The sequence below is a fragment of the Mesorhizobium sp. M3A.F.Ca.ET.080.04.2.1 genome, from assembly GCF_003952525.1.
In the GTDB taxonomy this organism is placed as follows: Bacteria; Pseudomonadota; Alphaproteobacteria; order Rhizobiales; family Rhizobiaceae; genus Mesorhizobium.
Genome location: NZ_CP034451.1, coordinates 3552294 through 3567464, shown reverse-complemented (window position 1 = coordinate 3567464; position 15171 = coordinate 3552294). Strand labels below are relative to the sequence as shown.

14 protein-coding genes are annotated in these 15171 nt (G+C 65.1%); 3 read left to right on the top strand and 11 right to left on the bottom strand.

Going from position 1 to position 15171, the window contains the following annotated elements:
* Positions 1–67 precede the first annotated feature (67 nt).
* Positions 68–598 carry a 50S ribosomal protein L19 gene (rplS, locus tag EJ074_RS17080; protein ID WP_095804868.1) on the bottom strand — a complete coding sequence of 177 codons (531 nt, stop codon included), beginning with the start codon at positions 596–598 and terminating at the stop codon, positions 68–70.
* Positions 599–1001: 403 nt separating this feature from the next.
* Between rplS and EJ074_RS17075 the strand changes: the two genes are divergently transcribed.
* Positions 1002–1754: a sulfite exporter TauE/SafE family protein gene (locus tag EJ074_RS17075; RefSeq protein ID WP_095804870.1), complete on the top strand. Its 753-nt coding sequence runs from the start codon at positions 1002–1004 to the stop codon at positions 1752–1754.
* On the opposite strand, the gene trmD is transcribed toward EJ074_RS17075, so the two are convergent.
* Positions 1736–2437 carry a tRNA (guanosine(37)-N1)-methyltransferase TrmD gene (trmD, locus tag EJ074_RS17070; protein WP_095804871.1) on the bottom strand — a complete coding sequence of 234 codons (702 nt, stop codon included), beginning with the start codon at positions 2435–2437 and terminating at the stop codon, positions 1736–1738. The genes EJ074_RS17075 and trmD overlap by 19 nt on opposite strands.
* Positions 2434–3030, bottom strand: coding sequence for a ribosome maturation factor RimM (gene rimM, locus EJ074_RS17065; RefSeq protein ID WP_095804978.1), 597 nt, complete (start codon positions 3028–3030; stop codon positions 2434–2436). Before rimM ends, trmD begins: the two co-directional genes overlap by 4 nt.
* Positions 3031–3125: 95 nt before the next feature.
* Between rimM and EJ074_RS17060 the strand changes: the two genes are divergently transcribed.
* Together EJ074_RS17060 and EJ074_RS17055 are read left to right on the top strand one after the other, a co-directional pair.
* Entirely contained in the window at positions 3126–4064 is a 939-nt protein-coding gene (locus tag EJ074_RS17060) for a tyrosine recombinase XerC (protein ID WP_095804979.1), read from the top strand.
* A 372-nt stretch (positions 4065–4436) separates the two neighbouring features.
* Positions 4437–5501 carry a TraB/GumN family protein gene (locus tag EJ074_RS17055; protein WP_095804872.1) on the top strand — a complete coding sequence of 355 codons (1065 nt, stop codon included), beginning with the start codon at positions 4437–4439 and terminating at the stop codon, positions 5499–5501.
* A gap of 641 nt (positions 5502–6142) precedes the next feature.
* Here the strand turns inward: EJ074_RS17055 and lpdA are convergent.
* From lpdA to EJ074_RS30630, 8 genes are all read right to left on the bottom strand, one after another.
* Entirely contained in the window at positions 6143–7549 is a 1407-nt protein-coding gene (lpdA, locus tag EJ074_RS17045) for a dihydrolipoyl dehydrogenase (RefSeq protein ID WP_095804874.1), read from the bottom strand.
* Positions 7550–7572: 23 nt separating this feature from the next.
* Positions 7573–8328 (bottom strand): SDR family oxidoreductase, encoded by a 756-nt coding sequence (locus tag EJ074_RS17040; RefSeq protein ID WP_095804875.1) that lies wholly within the window; start codon positions 8326–8328, stop codon positions 7573–7575.
* Positions 8325–8834, bottom strand: a complete 510-nt coding sequence (locus EJ074_RS17035; protein WP_095804876.1) for a hypothetical protein — start codon at positions 8832–8834, stop codon at positions 8325–8327. The genes EJ074_RS17040 and EJ074_RS17035 overlap by 4 nt, the downstream gene beginning before the upstream one ends.
* Positions 8834–9562 carry a DUF4241 domain-containing protein gene (locus EJ074_RS17030; RefSeq protein WP_095804877.1) on the bottom strand — a complete coding sequence of 243 codons (729 nt, stop codon included), beginning with the start codon at positions 9560–9562 and terminating at the stop codon, positions 8834–8836. Before EJ074_RS17030 ends, EJ074_RS17035 begins: the two co-directional genes overlap by 1 nt.
* 70 nt (positions 9563–9632) lie before the next feature.
* Complete coding sequence (gene odhB / locus EJ074_RS17025) at positions 9633–10919, bottom strand: 2-oxoglutarate dehydrogenase complex dihydrolipoyllysine-residue succinyltransferase (protein WP_095804878.1); 1287 nt, start codon at positions 10917–10919, stop codon at positions 9633–9635.
* A gap of 67 nt (positions 10920–10986) precedes the next feature.
* Positions 10987–13974 carry a 2-oxoglutarate dehydrogenase E1 component gene (locus EJ074_RS17020; RefSeq protein WP_095804879.1) on the bottom strand — a complete coding sequence of 996 codons (2988 nt, stop codon included), beginning with the start codon at positions 13972–13974 and terminating at the stop codon, positions 10987–10989.
* Positions 13975–14115: 141 nt separating this feature from the next.
* A complete protein-coding gene (sucD, locus tag EJ074_RS17015; protein ID WP_095804880.1) occupies positions 14116–15021 on the bottom strand; it encodes a succinate--CoA ligase subunit alpha in 906 nt (301 codons plus the stop codon).
* A gap of 15 nt (positions 15022–15036) precedes the next feature.
* Positions 15037–15168, bottom strand: coding sequence for a hypothetical protein (locus tag EJ074_RS30630; RefSeq protein WP_280952429.1), 132 nt, complete (start codon positions 15166–15168; stop codon positions 15037–15039).
* Positions 15169–15171 lie beyond the last annotated feature (3 nt).

Sequence of the window (15171 nt, the reverse complement as noted above, 5' to 3'; positions counted from 1 at the left end):
CGGCCGAAGCCGCCCCTATTGCTAAGAGATGTTATGTAAAACGCAAGAGACGTCGTTAAGAAATTATTTACTCTGCCGCGGCTTCCTTGGCAGCCTCGGCGGCGGCCTTCTTCTCGGCGGCATCCTGCGCGGCCTTCTCGACGGCCAGCGCCTCGGCGGCGGCGACCTTCTCGGCCTCGATGCGGGCACGCTCGGCGTTCAGCGCGTCACGTTCCTCGTCGTTGAGCTTGCGGGCGCGAACGCCGGTATTTTCCGAAATGCGGGCCGACTTGCCGCGGCGATCACGCAGGTAATAGAGCTTGGCGCGGCGCACCTTGCCGCGGCGCACGATCTCGACGCCCTCGACCATCGGCGAGTAGACGGGGAAAACGCGCTCGACGCCTTCGCCATAGGAAATCTTGCGGACGGTGAAATTCTCCTGGAAGCCCGAGCCGGAGCGGGCGATGACGACACCCTCATAGGCCTGGACGCGGGTGCGGCTGCCTTCGGTGACGCGAACCTGGACACGCACGGTGTCGCCGGGCTGGAATTCGGGCAGCTTGCGCTTGGCTTCGATCTTGGCGGCCTGCTCGGCCTCGAGCTGACGGATGAGATCCATCTCAAAAATCCTCTTCTTGTTCTTCCGACAGTCAGAGCGTCCTCATCTCGCCTTGCAGTTCCAACGCCCGCTCGGCTATGCCCTTTGCGATAGCATCGGACAGGGACGGCTACACCGCCATTGTTGACGGGCCCGAAAGATCGTTCTTCCGGTTCGGGCGGCCACATACCGCTATTTCGGCGCTTTGTCACGCCTTATTGCACGTCGCCCGCAAGTGTGTGCGGTTCTGGCACGACGACATGCATCGAAACAAGGACTTATAAGCGCGCGCCGCTCTTCAGCGCGACGCGCCTTGAAGGCATATTTTTCGCGCCTATGGCATCATCGTATTGTGTCCGTGTCGGGTTGCGCCAGCCGCGCAGGCTTCCTAAGCGGGGAACGGTCTAAGTCCCTCGGGTTCCCAATGACATTCTTCGATGCCTTCCTGCTCTTCCTCGCGGGCTTTGTCTCTGGCGCGGTCAACGCCGTCGCCGGCGGCGGCACCTTCATCACCTTCGGTGCCATGACCCTGGTCGGCCTGCCGCCGATCGTCGCCAACGCCACCTCCTCGGTGACCCAGTTCCCCGGCTACATCACCTCGACGCTGGCCTATCTCGACGACATCAGGCATTTCTGGCGCCAGGCGCTCCTGCTTTGCCTGATATCCGCCTGCGGTGCGCTGGCCGGCTCGCTCATCCTGCTCGCGCTCTCCAATCCGTCCTTTCGCGCGCTGGTGCCCTGGCTGCTGATCGCCGCGACCGCTTTGTTTGCCGCCGGACCGTGGTTGAAGCCGGCGGCGGGACCCGAGCACCAGGCCTCGCTCGGCTCAGTCGCCGGGTCGCTGGCGCAATTCCTGACCTCGGTCTATGGCGGCTTCTTCGGCGCCGGCATGGGCGTCATGATGCTGGCGACCCTCGGCCTGACGCAAGCCGGCGACTATCACAAACTGAATGCCCTGAAGAACATGCTGGCCGTGGTCATCGCGGCCATCGCCATAGTGGTCTTCGTTTCCGGCGGAGTGATCGCCTGGCCGCAGGCGATAATCATGATCCCGGGCGGCGCTTTCGGCGGCTATGCCGGGGTGTGGATCGCCAGGCGCGTGCCGCAAGGCGTCGTGCGTGGCTTCGTCGTCGGCGTCGGCCTGTTCCTGGCGTTTTATTACTTCACCAAGGGGTGAGCCGCCGTCAGCAGGTCCGGGCGCCGCTCCCTGGTCAGCTTCAGCGCCTCGGCGCGGCGCCATTCCGCGATCTTCTTGTGGTTGCCGGAGTTCAGCACCTCGGGGATCGGCCTGCCTTCGAATTCCTGCGGCCGCGTGTAATGCGGATGCTCGAGCAGGCCACACTCGAAACTCTCTTCCTCGCCCGACACGGCATTGCCCATCACGCCAGGCAGGAGCCGCACCACGGCGTCGAGCAGCACGAGTGCCGCCGGCTCGCCGCCCGACAGGATGAAGTCGCCGATCGAGACTTCCTCCAGAGCTCGCGCCTCGATCAGCCGCTGGTCGACGCCCTCGAAACGGCCGCAAAGGATGACGGCGCCCGGCCCGGCGGCGAGTTCCCGCACGCGCGCCTGGGTCAGCGGTCGCCCGCGCGGGCTCATCAGCAGGCGCGGGCGCGGATCGCCCGGCGGCGAGGCATGGTCGACGGCCTTGGCCAGCACGTCGGCGCGCATCACCATGCCGGCGCCGCCGCCGGCTGGCGTATCGTCGACGGTGCGATGGCGATCGGTGGCGAAATCGCGGATCTGGATCGCCTCCAGCGACCAGGTGCCCGCCTCCAGCGCCCGGCCGGCGAGCGACAGCCCGAGCGCGCCCGGAAACATCTCCGGATAGAGCGTCAGCACCGAGGCGGCAAAGCTCACCGGTTGCCCCCGGCATCCTTCGGCCCGCGCGGCCGGCCCTTCGGGTCGAACCCGGGCTGACCGGGCGCCTCGCTCTCCTCCTCCTCGACCAGTCCCGCCGCCATGGGATCGACCTGGACAAAGCCATCGGCGATCGACACATGCGGCACCGCGGCCTGGGTGAACGGGATCAGCACGCCCTTGCGACCGGCAATCGTGACGTCGAGTATGTCGCCGCCGCCGAAATTGTGCACCGCGACGACCCTGCCGATGACACCGGTATCGTCCCTCACCTCCAGGCCGATCAGGTCGGCGTGGTAGAACTCGTCCTCCTCGCCATCGTCCGGCAGCACCGAGCGGTCGACGAACAGCTCCGTGCCGGCAAGCGCCTCGGCGGCGTTGCGGTCGCCGATCCCTTTGAAGCGCACCACCACGACCGTGCCTGCCGGCCGGATATCGAGGATGTGGAAGACGCGGCCGTCCTTGGCCTGGAGCGGTCCGTAATCGGCCAGCGCCAGCGGATCGCCGGTGAAGGTCTTGACCCGCAATTCGCCCTTGATGCCGTGCGCGGCGCCGATCACGGCCATCTGGACGGGGTTCTGGAGCTTGGACATCGGCATTTCCTTTGCTTTGCTCTAACGCCGGCCAGCCGCCATTTCAATGATCGCCTATTCACGGCTTGCTAACCACGCTGCCCGAAGATGCCGCCATGCAGGAATTCCTCATCCCGGCAAAGCCCGATCTTCAGAGAGCGCGCGAGAACTGGCTGAAGATGCTGGCGCGCGAGCGCCGGCTGTCGCCGGAGACGGTGGAGGCCTATGAGCGCGACACGCGCCAGTTCCTGCAGTTCCTGACCGGACATTGCGGCGGCCCGCCCGGAATTTCGGACATTGCCGACCTGCGTCCGGCCGATCTGCGCGGCTTCCTCGCTGCGCGCCGCAACGAAGGCGTCGGCGCCCGCACGCTCGGCCGCGGCCTTGCCGGCATCCGCTCGCTGCTGCGCTTTCTCGAAAAGCGCGGCCTCGTCAACGCGGCCGGTGCGACAGCCCTTCGCGCACCGCGCCAGCCGAAATCGCTGCCCAAGCCGCTGACCGCGAGCGATGCAAAACAGGTCGTTTCCGTGGAAGGCCAGCTCGCCGAAGAGCCCTGGATCGCGGCTCGCAACGCCGCCGTGCTGACGCTGCTTTATGGCTCCGGCCTGCGCATCTCGGAAGCGCTCGGCCTGTCGGGAGCGGATCTTGCCGCCGAAACCGACACCGTGCTGCGCATCACCGGCAAGGGCGGCAAGACGCGGCTGGTCCCGGTGCTGCCGGTGGCGCTCCGGGCGGTCGTCGAATACCGCCGGCTCTGTCCCTACCACATCGATCCGAAGGGGCTGCTGTTCCGCGGCGCCCGTGGCGGTCCGCTCAATCCGGCCATCGTCCAGCGCGAGATGGCCAGGCTGCGCTCGGCCCTCAACCTGCCGGACACGGCGACGCCGCATGCCTTGCGCCATTCCTTCGCCACGCATCTGCTCGGCCGCGGCGGCGATCTGCGAACCATCCAGGAACTGCTCGGCCACGCCAGCCTGTCGACCACGCAGGTCTACACCGGCGTCGACACGGCAAGGCTGCTCGAAATTTATGAGCAGTCGCATCCGCGGGCGTGACCGCTAGCGGCGCGCTCTCGTCGAGGGACAACATGGGATTGGGGCGAAGCCGCCACACGTCGTCATACCAGGGCGAAGCAGGAGCGAAGCTCCGTCGCGGAGACCCTGGTATCCATGCCGTGACCCTGGCCGAGGAGTGCAACGGAGCAGAATACTGCACCGTGGCACAGCGCAGAAGTCGCGGCATGGATCCTCGGGTCTGCGCCGCGTCGCTTCGCTCCTTGCTCCGCCCGTGGATGACGAGGGATGGGCGGCCTAACTAACCATCAGATATTCCGTCTGAGAACTAGGCGATTGTCAAAACTGCACCCGGAAACAATTTCACCCCGCCGGTTAACCGTTTTGCCGCTTTTTGAGCTTAAGAAGCGAGCCATGAAACGCGTCATCGCCATCGCCGACCGCGCGGCCCTAGTCTCGTTGAAGCTGCTTGCAGCACTCAACCTGCTGTTTTTCCTGTCCTTCATCCTTGTCCTGCTGCTTGCCGGCAGAGCGCATGCGGAAGCGCCCGCCTGCGGCGGCGCCGATCTACTGGCCGGTCTCGAGAAGACCGATCCCGCCGCCTTCAAGAAGGTCGAGGCCGAGGCCGCCGCGGTTCCGAACGGCAAGGGCCTGCTGTGGAAGCTGGAGAAGTCAGGCGAAAAACCTTCCTATCTGTTCGGCACCATGCACGTGACCGACGCGCGCGTCACCACATTGCCAACCGTGGCGCAGCAGGCTTATGACGGCGCCGACACGATCATCATCGAGACCACCGAAGTGCTCGACAAGAAGAAGATGATGGCCGCCATCGCCGCCGATCCCAACCTGATGATGTTCACCGACAACACCACGCTGTCGTCGCTGCTCTCGCCCGAGGACGCAGCCGTGCTGAACAAGGGGCTCGATGCGCGCGGCATTCCGCCGGCGACGGTTGCCAAGATGAAGCCTTGGATCCTGTCGGCGATGGTGGCGCTGCCCGCCTGCGAAGTCGCCCGCCAGGCCGCTGGAGAGCCTGTGCTCGACGTCAAGCTCGCCTCCGAGGCCAAGGCCAACGGCAAGGCGGTCGAAGGCCTGGAAACCGTTGCCGACCAGCTGCGCGCCATGGCTTCGCTGCCGCTCGCCTTCCACATGAAGGGCCTGGTCGACACGTTGCGGCTTGGCGACAAGGCCAACGACCTCAACGAAACCATGATCATTCTCTACCAGCGCGGCGAGATCGGCATGTTCTGGCCGCTGTTCAGCACCGTGCTGCCCAACGCGGAGGACGATCAGGCCGGCTACGCCGCCTTCGAGCAGACCATGATCACCAGCCGCAACAAGGTGATGGTGGACCATGCCCAGCCGATTCTGGCCAAAGGCAATGTCTTCATGGCGGTCGGCGCGATGCATCTTCCCGGCCCCGAAGGACTGGTCGAGGATTTCCGCAAGGCAGGGTATACTGTTACCGCCGTCAACTGAGTCGTCTGGCGGCTGGGGCCCGGAAAACGCCGGTTTTTCAGCGCTTTCCGTCCGCCGGCGTGAAACCGAATCGCGGGATCGCGCGTTGATGGCTGTTGATTGAAGGCTTTCATTCCAAGGAGGACACGTTTTATGGCGAACCCTAACGATCCCTTCACCCCTCCGAGCACGCCGCCCTCGTCGAGTGGCGGAGGTGGCAGCGGATGGCTGATCGCCCTTGTTGTCATTATCCTGGCCGTTGTTGCGTATTATGTCTTTGGCAGAAGCGGCGGCGAGCATGCCCCGGCGCCCGCTGAACCGCCGGCAGCAAGCACGCCGGCCCCTGCACCGGCGCCTGCTACGCCTGCTCCTGCGCCAGCCCCGGCGCCCGAGCCTGCCCCGGCCCCAGCACCGGCCCCCGCGCCGGCTCCCGCGCCTGCACCGGCTCAGTAATCAGGCCCAGCTCAATGACGAACGGCCCGCCGAGAGGCGGGCCGTTTTGTTTCGGCTGTGACCTGGCAGAGGCCTTTTTAGAAAGCCGCTCCGGTGAGTCAGCTGGCGTGGTTTTCGAGAACCGGAGCGGAGCGTACTTAAAGTACGTGAGCACCGGAAGCGCAGAAAACCGCGCCAGATGGCCGCCGGAGTGGGTTTATGAAAGGCCTCTAAATATGGATCGGCTTGAAGAACGTGGCGAGTGCCGCTTCCTTCACCGCTTCCGACATCGTTGGATGCGCATGGCAGGTGCGGGCGAGGTCCTCCGAGGAACCGCCGAATTCCATCAGCACCGCCGCCTCATGGATCATCTCGCCGGCGCCGAAGCCCATGATATGAACGCCGAGCACACGATCGCTGGCCTTGTCGGCGAGGATCTTCACGAAGCCGTCCGTATGCAGCATGGCGCGGGCGCGGCCATTGGCGCTGAACGGAAATTTTCCGACCTTGTAGTCGATGCCGCCCTTCCTCAGTTCCTCCTCGGTTTTGCCGACGGAGGCGATTTCAGGGCTGGTGTAGACGACGCTGGGGATGACGTCGTAGTTCACATGGCCGGCTTGGCCGGCAATCGTCTCGGCCACCGCGACGCCCTCGTCCTCTGCCTTGTGCGCCAGCATCGGCCCGGCGATGACGTCGCCGATGGCATAGATGCCGGGCACGTTGGTCCGCAGATGACCGTCGGTCTTGACCCGGCCGCGTTCGTCCATCTCGACGCCCGCTTCCTTGAGTCCGAGGCTGTCGGCATAGGGACGGCGGCCGGTGGCGATCAGCACCACGTCCGCCTCGATGGTTTCCGCGGCACCGCCCTTCACCGGCTCGAACGTGACGCTGGCCCCCTTCTTGGTCTTGCCGACGCCGGTCACCTTGGCGCCGAGCCTGAACTCGAAACCTTGCTTGGACAGCAGCCGCTGGAACTGTTTCGACACTTCGCCATCCATGCCGCCGAGGAGGGTGTCGAGGAACTCGACGACTGTCACCTTGGCGCCGAGCCGCGCCCAGACCGAGCCGAGTTCCAGGCCGATGACGCCGCCTCCGACCACCACCAGTTGGCCAGGCACCTTGGGCAGCGACAGCGCGCCGGTGGAGGACACGATCACCTTCTCGTCGAAGTCGACCTTGACGCCGGGAATACCGGCGACGTCGGAGCCGGTGGCAATCACGATGTTCTTGGTCTCGATCTCCTCGACCTTGCCGTCCTCGCCGGTCACCGACACCTTCCCGGCACCGACCACCTTGCCGGTGCCGCGGAAGCTATCGATCTTGTTCTTCTTGAACAGGAAGGCGACGCCGCTGACGTTGGACGCCACCGTCGCATCCTTGTGCGCCAGCATCTTCTTCAGGTTGAGCTTCGGCGCACCCACCTCGATGCCGAGCGTATCGAAGGCATGGCCGGCCTCGGCGAACATCTCGGAGGCGTGGAGCAGCGCCTTCGAAGGAATGCAGCCGATGTTGAGGCAGGTGCCACCGAAGGTGGCGTTCTTCTCGACCACCGCCGTCTTCAGCCCGAGCTGCGCCGCCTTGATGGCGCAGACATAGCCGCCCGGTCCCGACCCGATGATTACGACGTCATAAGCCATGATCTTGTCCCTCTATCCGGCCTTCAGCGGCCGCCGCTCACATTCAGGATCGCGCCCGTTATATAGGAGGCTGCGTCCGACAGAAGATAAAGCACGGCGCTCGCGACTTCGTCGGCCGTGCCCGCCCTCTTCATCGGCAGCATGTCCTGCATCCGCGCCACCCGATCCGGCTGCCCGCCGGAGGCATGGATCTCGGTTTCGGTGATGCCGGGGCTGACCGCATTGACGCGCACGCCTTCGCTCACCACCTCGCGCGCCAGCCCGACGGTCATCGTGTCGATCGCGCCCTTGGAGGCGGCGTAGTCGACATACTCGCCCGGGGCGCCCAGCCTGGCGGCGGCGGAAGAGAGGTTGACGATCGCGCCGCCCTTGCCGCCGTGCCGGGTCGACATGCGCTTCACCGCCTCACGGGCGCAGACGAAGGAGCCGACGACATTGACGCGCATCATCCGCTCGACCCGCTCGGCGCTCATCTCGTCGATGCGCGCCTTGACGTCGACGATGCCGGCATTGTTGACGAAGGCGTCGAGCCGGCCAAAGGCCCGGTCGACCGCCTTGAACATCGTCATCACATCGGCCTCGTCGCCGACGTCGCCCTTCACAGCGATGGCTTGCCCGCCAGCGGCTTGGAGCTCGGCGACCAATGCATCGGCAGCCAGCCGGTTGGAGACATAGTTGACCGCCACCCGGTAGCCGGCCTGGCTGGCCTGCCGGCAGATTGCGGCACCGATGCCCCGGCTGCCGCCGGTGACCAGCAGCGTCTTCTTGTCCGCGCTCATTCCTGGCAGCCTTTCAGCGTAAAGACGTCCCACGGCACTTTGGAGAAACCGGCGGGACCATAGGCGGCCGACATCTCGAGCGACGGCCCGAGATCGGGAAAAATCAGGCTCTTCGGTGCATCGGTGCCTTCGGCCGGCAGCAGGCCTATCCCGCCCTTGTCGTCGGAACTGTAGATCACGCCTTCCCACACCGTGCAGGCGGCAAGCTCCTCGCCGGTGACATCTCCGGTCGGGCATTTGTACATCAGCGAGCCATGCGGCCGGCCCTGGCCCTCCGTCCACATGGCGATGCCGTCGAGCACGGTATTGTTGTCGAGAACCATGCGGAACGTGTTGGTGATCGTCGCCGAGGTGCCGCTCGGGGTGAAGTCGATCTCGGCGCCGCTCTTCGCCTCGCCATAGACGGCAAGTTGAATCGGGCAGGCGGCCTGGGCGGTGGAACTCGCGGCTGTGAGAGCCAGTGATCCGGCCAGAAATCCGATCAACGGCGACGCGACGTTGGTCATCAGTTAGCCTGAACGCCTTCGCGGCCATCGGCGTTTTCGAGCACTTCGAAGTCGGTCATCAAGACCAGCGGCTCGCCGGCCGCGTCCAGTCCCCAGAAGGATGGATAGATGCCGTCGCCCCAACCGCTCCAGAACATCGCGATGTTGGCTGGATTGCCGGTGACGGGGTGATGCATAACGAACCTGTCCTGGTTGGGCGCGAATTCGGCCGCCAACACGTCATCATAGTAATTCTGGTCGGGTTTGAGCTTGTCCTGTGCGGCCGACATCAGGGCCATCGCCGTCTTGTCCATGAACGAGCCCAGACCGGCATCGACAGGATAGCCGAAGACTTGGTCGCCATTCAGCGTCGAAACGTCCTGGCCGGGCAACGTGGCAAGCTCCCAGCGCACCGGGACGCCGGGACGAAAGCGAAGGAATGCCGCCGCGACACGACCCTGCGCCTCGAACAGCGAGACCCGGTAGCGCCCAGGCTTGACCTTGCGATCTAGCGCTGGCCAGTCGTCACCGGTCACCAGAGGATCGCAGGCGATGATCTCGCCGGTCGGCAGCTCGAGGTCGCCAATCGGCGTGACGGTGATCTTGCGCTCCGCCAATTGTGCATCGGTGAGCGCAAATATGCCGAGATTGCTGCTGGCCTTGGCCGGATCCCAATCGGCAAATGCAAGCGGCGGAATGGCGGCGGAGATTCCAAGCGGGACGATGCTGCGCCGAAAAACCCGCCGCAAGCCGCGCGCTGCCCGACCTATCCCGAACCCTAGCTGCTCCAGCCAGCCGCTCACGACGCGACCGGTCCGATCACAGATCGAGCACCAGCCGCTCCGGATCCTCCAGGCTTTCCTTGACGCGCACCAGGAAAGTCACCGCTTCCTTGCCGTCGACGATACGGTGGTCGTAGCTGAGCGCCAGATACATCATCGGGCGGATGACGATCTGGCCGCCGACCACCACCGGCCGGTCCTGGATCTTATGCATGCCGAGAATGCCGGACTGCGGCGCGTTCAGGATCGGCGTCGACATCAGCGACCCGTAGACGCCGCCATTGGAGATGGTGAAGGTGCCGCCCTGCATATCGGCGACGGCGAGCTTGCCGTCGCGCGCGGCGAGACCCAGCCGGCCGATCTCCTTCTCGATCTCGGCAATCGACATCTGGTCGGCATCGCGCACCACTGGCACCACCAGGCCCTTGTCGGTGCCGACGGCGACGCCGACATGGGCGAAATTCTTGTAGATGATGTCGGTGCCGTCGATCTCGGCATTGACCGCCGGGATTTCCTTCAGCGCATGCGTCACCGCCTTGGTGAAGAAGCCCATGAAGCCGAGCTTCACGCCGTGCTTCTTCTCGAACACGTCCTTGTACTTGGTCCTCAGCGCCATCACCGCGCTCATGTCCACCTCGTTGAAGGTGGTGAGCATGGCGGCCGTCGACTGCGCCTCCTTGAGGCGGCGCGCGATGGTCTGGCGCAGCTTGGTCATGCGCACCCGCTCCTCGCGCGAGGCATCGTCGGCCGTGGACGGCGCGCGGGCCGCCACAGGCGCGGAGGCCGGAGCCGCCTTCGGCGTTTCGGACGGCTGCGAGGGCGCGCCCTTGGCGATGGCGTCGAGCACGTCGCCCTTGAGCACCTGGCCGCGCTTGCCGGAGCCGGTGATCTGGTCCACCGCGAGATTGCTCTCGGCAATCAGCTTGGCTGCCGCAGGAGCCGGCGGCATGGTGCGCGGCTCGATCGGGCCGGCGTCGCCGGCCACCTTGGCGGTCTCGGCCGCGGCCTGCTTGACCGTGGAGGCGGCATTCGGGCTGGAAGCCTGTGCCACCGCCTGCGGCTTGGTCGCCGGCGCGGCCGCTTCGCCGCCTGCCGCAATCGAGCCGAGCAACGCGCCGACATTGACGGTTTCGCCTTCCTTGACGGTGATCTCGGAGAGCGTTCCGGCGCCCGCGGCAGGCACCTCCACCGTCACCTTGTCGGTTTCGAGCTCGACCAGCGGCTCATCGGCGGCGATCGCGTCGCCGACCTTCTTGAACCACTTGCCGACGGTCGCCTCGGTGACGGATTCGCCCAGAGTGGGGACGCGGATTTCGGTAGCCATTGTGCCTGTCCGTTCTCTTGTCTGCTTGAGGTCTGTTTCGCCCGATCTGCCTGTTCACCCGGCCCGCTTATCCGCCGAGCGCGTCGTCGAGCAGGGCAGCAAGCTGGCTGAGATGCTTCGACATCAATCCGGTCGCCGGCGAGGCGGAAGCCGGCCGGCCGGTGTAGCGAACGCGCTGATGCTTGGCGTCGATATGCGCCAGCACCCATTCGAGATAGGGATCGATGAACGACCAGGCGCCCATGTTCTTGGGCTCCTCCTGGCACCACACCATCTCCGCGTTGCGGAAGCGCGACAGCTCGGTGATGAGCGCCTTGGCCGGGAATGGATAGAGCTGCTCGACGCGCAGCAGGTAGATGTCGTTGATGCCGCGCTTCTCGCGCTCCTCGTAGAGGTCGTAATAGACCTTGCCCGAGCACAGCACGACGCGGCGGATCTTGGAATCCTTGACCAGCTTGATCGGCTGGTCGGCGAGCAGTTGCGCATCGTCCCACAACAGCCGGTGGAACGAGCTCTCGCCCGACATTTCCGGCAGCGTCGACACCGCCCGCTTGTGGCGCAGCAGCGACTTCGGCGTCATCAGGATCAGCGGCTTGCGGAAGTCCCGCTTCAATTGCCTGCGCAGGATGTGGAAATAATTAGCCGGCGTCGTCACGTTGGCCACCTGCATGTTGTCCTCGGCGCACAGCTGCAGGAAGCGCTCCAGCCGCGCCGACGAGTGCTCGGGCCCCTGGCCCTCATAGCCATGCGGCAGCAGGCAGACCAAGCCCGACATTCTGAGCCACTTGCGCTCGCCGGACGAGATGAACTGGTCGAACACGACCTGGGCGCCGTTGGCGAAATCGCCGAACTGCGCTTCCCAGAGCGTCAGCGCCTTCGGCTCGGCCAGGCTGTAGCCGTATTCGAAGCCAAGCACCGCCTCTTCCGACAGCATCGAGTTGATGACTTCGTAGCCGGCTTGCGCCGCCGACAGATTGTTGAGCGGGATATAACGCGTCTCGTCGCGCTGGTCGTAGAGCACCGAATGGCGCTGCGAGAAAGTGCCGCGTTCCGAATCCTGGCCGGAGAGCCGGATCGGACTGCCGTCGAGCAGGATGGCGCCGAAGGCCAGCGCCTCGGCCGTCGACCAGTCGATGCCTTCGCCGGATTCGATCGCCTGGCGGCGGTTCTCGAGAAAGCGCAGGATCGTCTTGTGCGCCTCGAAACCCTTCGGCACCTCGGTCAGCTTCTTGCCGATTTCCTTCAGCGTGCGGACCGGAACGGCGGTCTTGCCGCGGCGCTGTTCGTCCTGATTGTCGGCCGTGCGCAGGCCGGACCAGGCGCCGTCCAGCCAGTCGGCCTTGTTCGGCTTGTAGGACTGGCCGACTTCCCATTCGGCTTCCAGATGCGCGCGCCAGTCGGCCCGCATCTTGTCGACTTCCGCCTGGGTGATATGGCCTTCGGCGATCAGCCGGTCGGCGTAGGTCTGCACCGTCGTCTTATGGGTGCGGATCTTGCGATACATGATCGGCTGCGTGAAAGCCGGCTCGTCGCCCTCATTGTGGCCGAAGCGGCGGTAGCAGAACATGTCCACCACCACCGGCTTGTGGAACTTCATGCGGAACTCGGTCGCCACCTTCGCGGCGTGCACGACGGCTTCCGGATCGTCGCCATTGACGTGGAAGATCGGCGCCTCGATCATCTTGGCCACGTCGGACGGATAGGGCGACGAGCGCGAGAAGCGCGGATTGGTGGTGAAGCCGATCTGGTTGTTGATGATGAAATGCAGCGTGCCGGCGACGCGGTGGCCGCGCAGGCCGGACAGGCCGAGGATCTCGGCAATCACGCCCTGGCCGGCAAAGGCGGCATCGCCGTGCAACAACAGCGGCATCACCTTGGCGCGCTCCGACAGCGGCACGATCTCGCCGCGCTCGCGCCCGGCGAGCTGGTCCTGCTTGGCGCGCGCCTTGCCCATCACCACCGGGTCGACGATCTCCAGATGCGAAGGATTGGCGGTCAGCGACAGATGCACCTTGTTGCCGTCGAACTCGCGATCCGACGAGGCGCCGAGATGGTACTTCACGTCGCCCGAGCCCTCGACCTCGTCCGGAGCGGCCGAACCGCCCTTGAATTCGTGGAAGATGGCGCGATGTGGCTTGGCCATCACCTGGCTGAGCACGTTGAGGCGGCCGCGATGCGCCATGCCGAGCACGATCTCCTTCAGGCCGAGCTGGCCGCCGCGCTTGACGATCTGTTCCAGCGCCGGGATCAGCGACTCGCCGCCGTCGAGGCCGAAGCGCTTGGTGCCCTTGTACTTGACGTCGATATACTGCTCGAAGCCCTCTGCCTCGATCAGCTTCGACAGGATCGCCTTCTTGCCGGCGGCGGTGAAGGTGATCTCCTTGTCGGCGCCCTCGATGCGCGCCTGGATCCACGCCTTTTCCTCGGGGTCCGAGATGTGCATGAATTCGACGCCGAGCGTCGAGCAATAGGTGCGGGCGAGGATGTCCAGCATCTGCCGGATGGTGCCGAATTCGAGACCGAGCACATTGTCGAGAAAGATTGGCCGGTCGTAGTCGGCCTGGGTGAATCCGTAATTCTCCGGCGACAGCTCGTTATAGTCCTCGAGCGGCTTGGCGATGCCGAGCGGATCGAGATCGGCATGCAGATGGCCGCGCATGCGGTAGGCGCGGATCATCATGATGGCGCGAACGGAATCGCGCGTCGCCTGGTGCACGTCCGCATCGGAAAGGGCTGCGCCGTTGACGACCGCCTTATCCTTCACCTTCTTTTCGATGTGCTTCTCGACCAGGCCCCAATTGCCATCGAGCGCCGACACCAGCTCGCCATTGGTCTGCAGGGGCCAAGAGGGCTTTGCCCAGGAAGCGCCCTTGGCGTTCTTGCGAACGTCGCCCGCATCGTCCTTCAGCGCCGCGAAGAAATCCTGCCATTCCGGATCGACGGAGGCCGGATCGTCCTCATAGGCGGCATAGAGCGCGTCGATATAGTCGGCGTTGCCGCCATAGAGGAACGAGGTGAGCGAGAATTGGTCGTTGGCCTGATCTTGTCGTGCCATGTCACTATCGGAGCCTGGCTCCGTCTCCTTCTTGGGGTGAATAGTGAGTGGTGAATAGTGAATGGCCAAAGAAAACGGGAACGACCCGCTTGGCGTCACTGTTCACCTTGTCCCTTCCATTCACCATTCACCACGCACTATTCACTGACCCTTGATCGCCTCAACTAAGGTCGTGCCCAGTCGAGCCGGCGACGGCGAAACCTTGATGCCGGCCGATTCCATTGCCGCGATCTTATCTTCGGCGCCGCCCTTGCCGCCGGAGATCACCGCGCCGGCATGGCCCATGGTGCGGCCGGCCGGCGCCGTGCGTCCGGCGATGAAACCCGCCATCGGCTTCTTGCGACCTCGCTTGGCCTCGTCCTTGAGGAACTGCGCGGCGTCTTCCTCGGCCGAGCCGCCGATCTCGCCGATCATGATGATCGACTTGGTCTCGTCGTCCGCGAGCAGCATCTCCAGCACGTCGATGAACTCGGTGCCTTTGACAGGGTCGCCGCCGATGCCGACCGCGGTGGTCTGGCCGAGGCCCACATTGGTGGTCTGGAAGACCGCTTCATAGGTAAGCGTTCCCGAGCGCGACACAACGCCGACCGAGCCCTTGCGGAAGATGTTGCCGGGCATGATGCCGATCTTGCATTCGTCGGGCGTCAGCACGCCCGGGCAGTTCGGACCGATCAGCCGCGAGGAGGAGCGGTCGAGCCGCGCCTTGACCCTGACCATGTCCATCACCGGGATGCCTTCGGTGATGCAGACGATCAGCGGGATCTCGGCCTCGATCGCCTCGATGATGGCTTCGGCGGCGCCCGCCGGCGGCACATAGACGACGGAGGCGTTGGCGCCTGTCCGTTCCTTGCCTTCGGCGACCGTGGCGAAGATCGGCAGGCTCTCGCCCTTGGCGCCGGCCCAGGTCTCGCCGCCCTTCTTCGGATGTATGCCGCCCACCATCTTGGTGCCATGATAGGCCAGCGCCTGCTCGGTGTGGAACGTGCCGGTCTTGCCGGTCAGGCCTTGGACCAGCACCTTGGTGTTCTTGTCGACGAGAATGGACATTTTTTAGCGACCTGATCAGTGAGTGCGGAACGGGTTAATGGCGACCACGGAGCCGTAAGCCTGGCCGTGATTGAGGTCTTCGGTGTACAGCGTCTTGACGCCGAGGCGCTCGGCAGCGGCGATGATCGCGCCAATAGACAAGGACATTTG

Bases quoted from the DNA above. Each gene is read 5' to 3' on its own strand.
- sucD (WP_095804880.1), bottom strand. From the start codon at position 15,021: ATGTCCATTCTCGTCGACAAGAACACCAAGGTGCTGGTCCAAGGCCTG.
- EJ074_RS17040 (WP_095804875.1), bottom strand. From the start codon at position 8,328: ATGAGCGCGGACAAGAAGACGCTGCTGGTCACCGGCGGCAGCCGGGGC.
- EJ074_RS17035 (WP_095804876.1), bottom strand. From the start codon at position 8,834: ATGACCAACGTCGCGTCGCCGTTGATCGGATTTCTGGCCGGATCACTG.
- lpdA (WP_095804874.1), bottom strand. From the start codon at position 7,549: ATGGCTTATGACGTCGTAATCATCGGGTCGGGACCGGGCGGCTATGTC.
- EJ074_RS17060 (WP_095804979.1), top strand. From the start codon at position 3,126: ATGCAGGAATTCCTCATCCCGGCAAAGCCCGATCTTCAGAGAGCGCGC.
- rplS (WP_095804868.1), bottom strand. From the start codon at position 598: ATGGATCTCATCCGTCAGCTCGAGGCCGAGCAGGCCGCCAAGATCGAA.
- EJ074_RS30630 (WP_280952429.1), bottom strand. From the start codon at position 15,168: ATGTCCTTGTCTATTGGCGCGATCATCGCCGCTGCCGAGCGCCTCGGC.
- rimM (WP_095804978.1), bottom strand. From the start codon at position 3,030: ATGTCCAAGCTCCAGAACCCCGTCCAGATGGCCGTGATCGGCGCCGCG.
- EJ074_RS17075 (WP_095804870.1), top strand. From the start codon at position 1,002: ATGACATTCTTCGATGCCTTCCTGCTCTTCCTCGCGGGCTTTGTCTCT.
- EJ074_RS17020 (WP_095804879.1), bottom strand. From the start codon at position 13,974: ATGGCACGACAAGATCAGGCCAACGACCAATTCTCGCTCACCTCGTTC.
- EJ074_RS17055 (WP_095804872.1), top strand. From the start codon at position 4,437: ATGAAACGCGTCATCGCCATCGCCGACCGCGCGGCCCTAGTCTCGTTG.
- odhB (WP_095804878.1), bottom strand. From the start codon at position 10,919: ATGGCTACCGAAATCCGCGTCCCCACTCTGGGCGAATCCGTCACCGAG.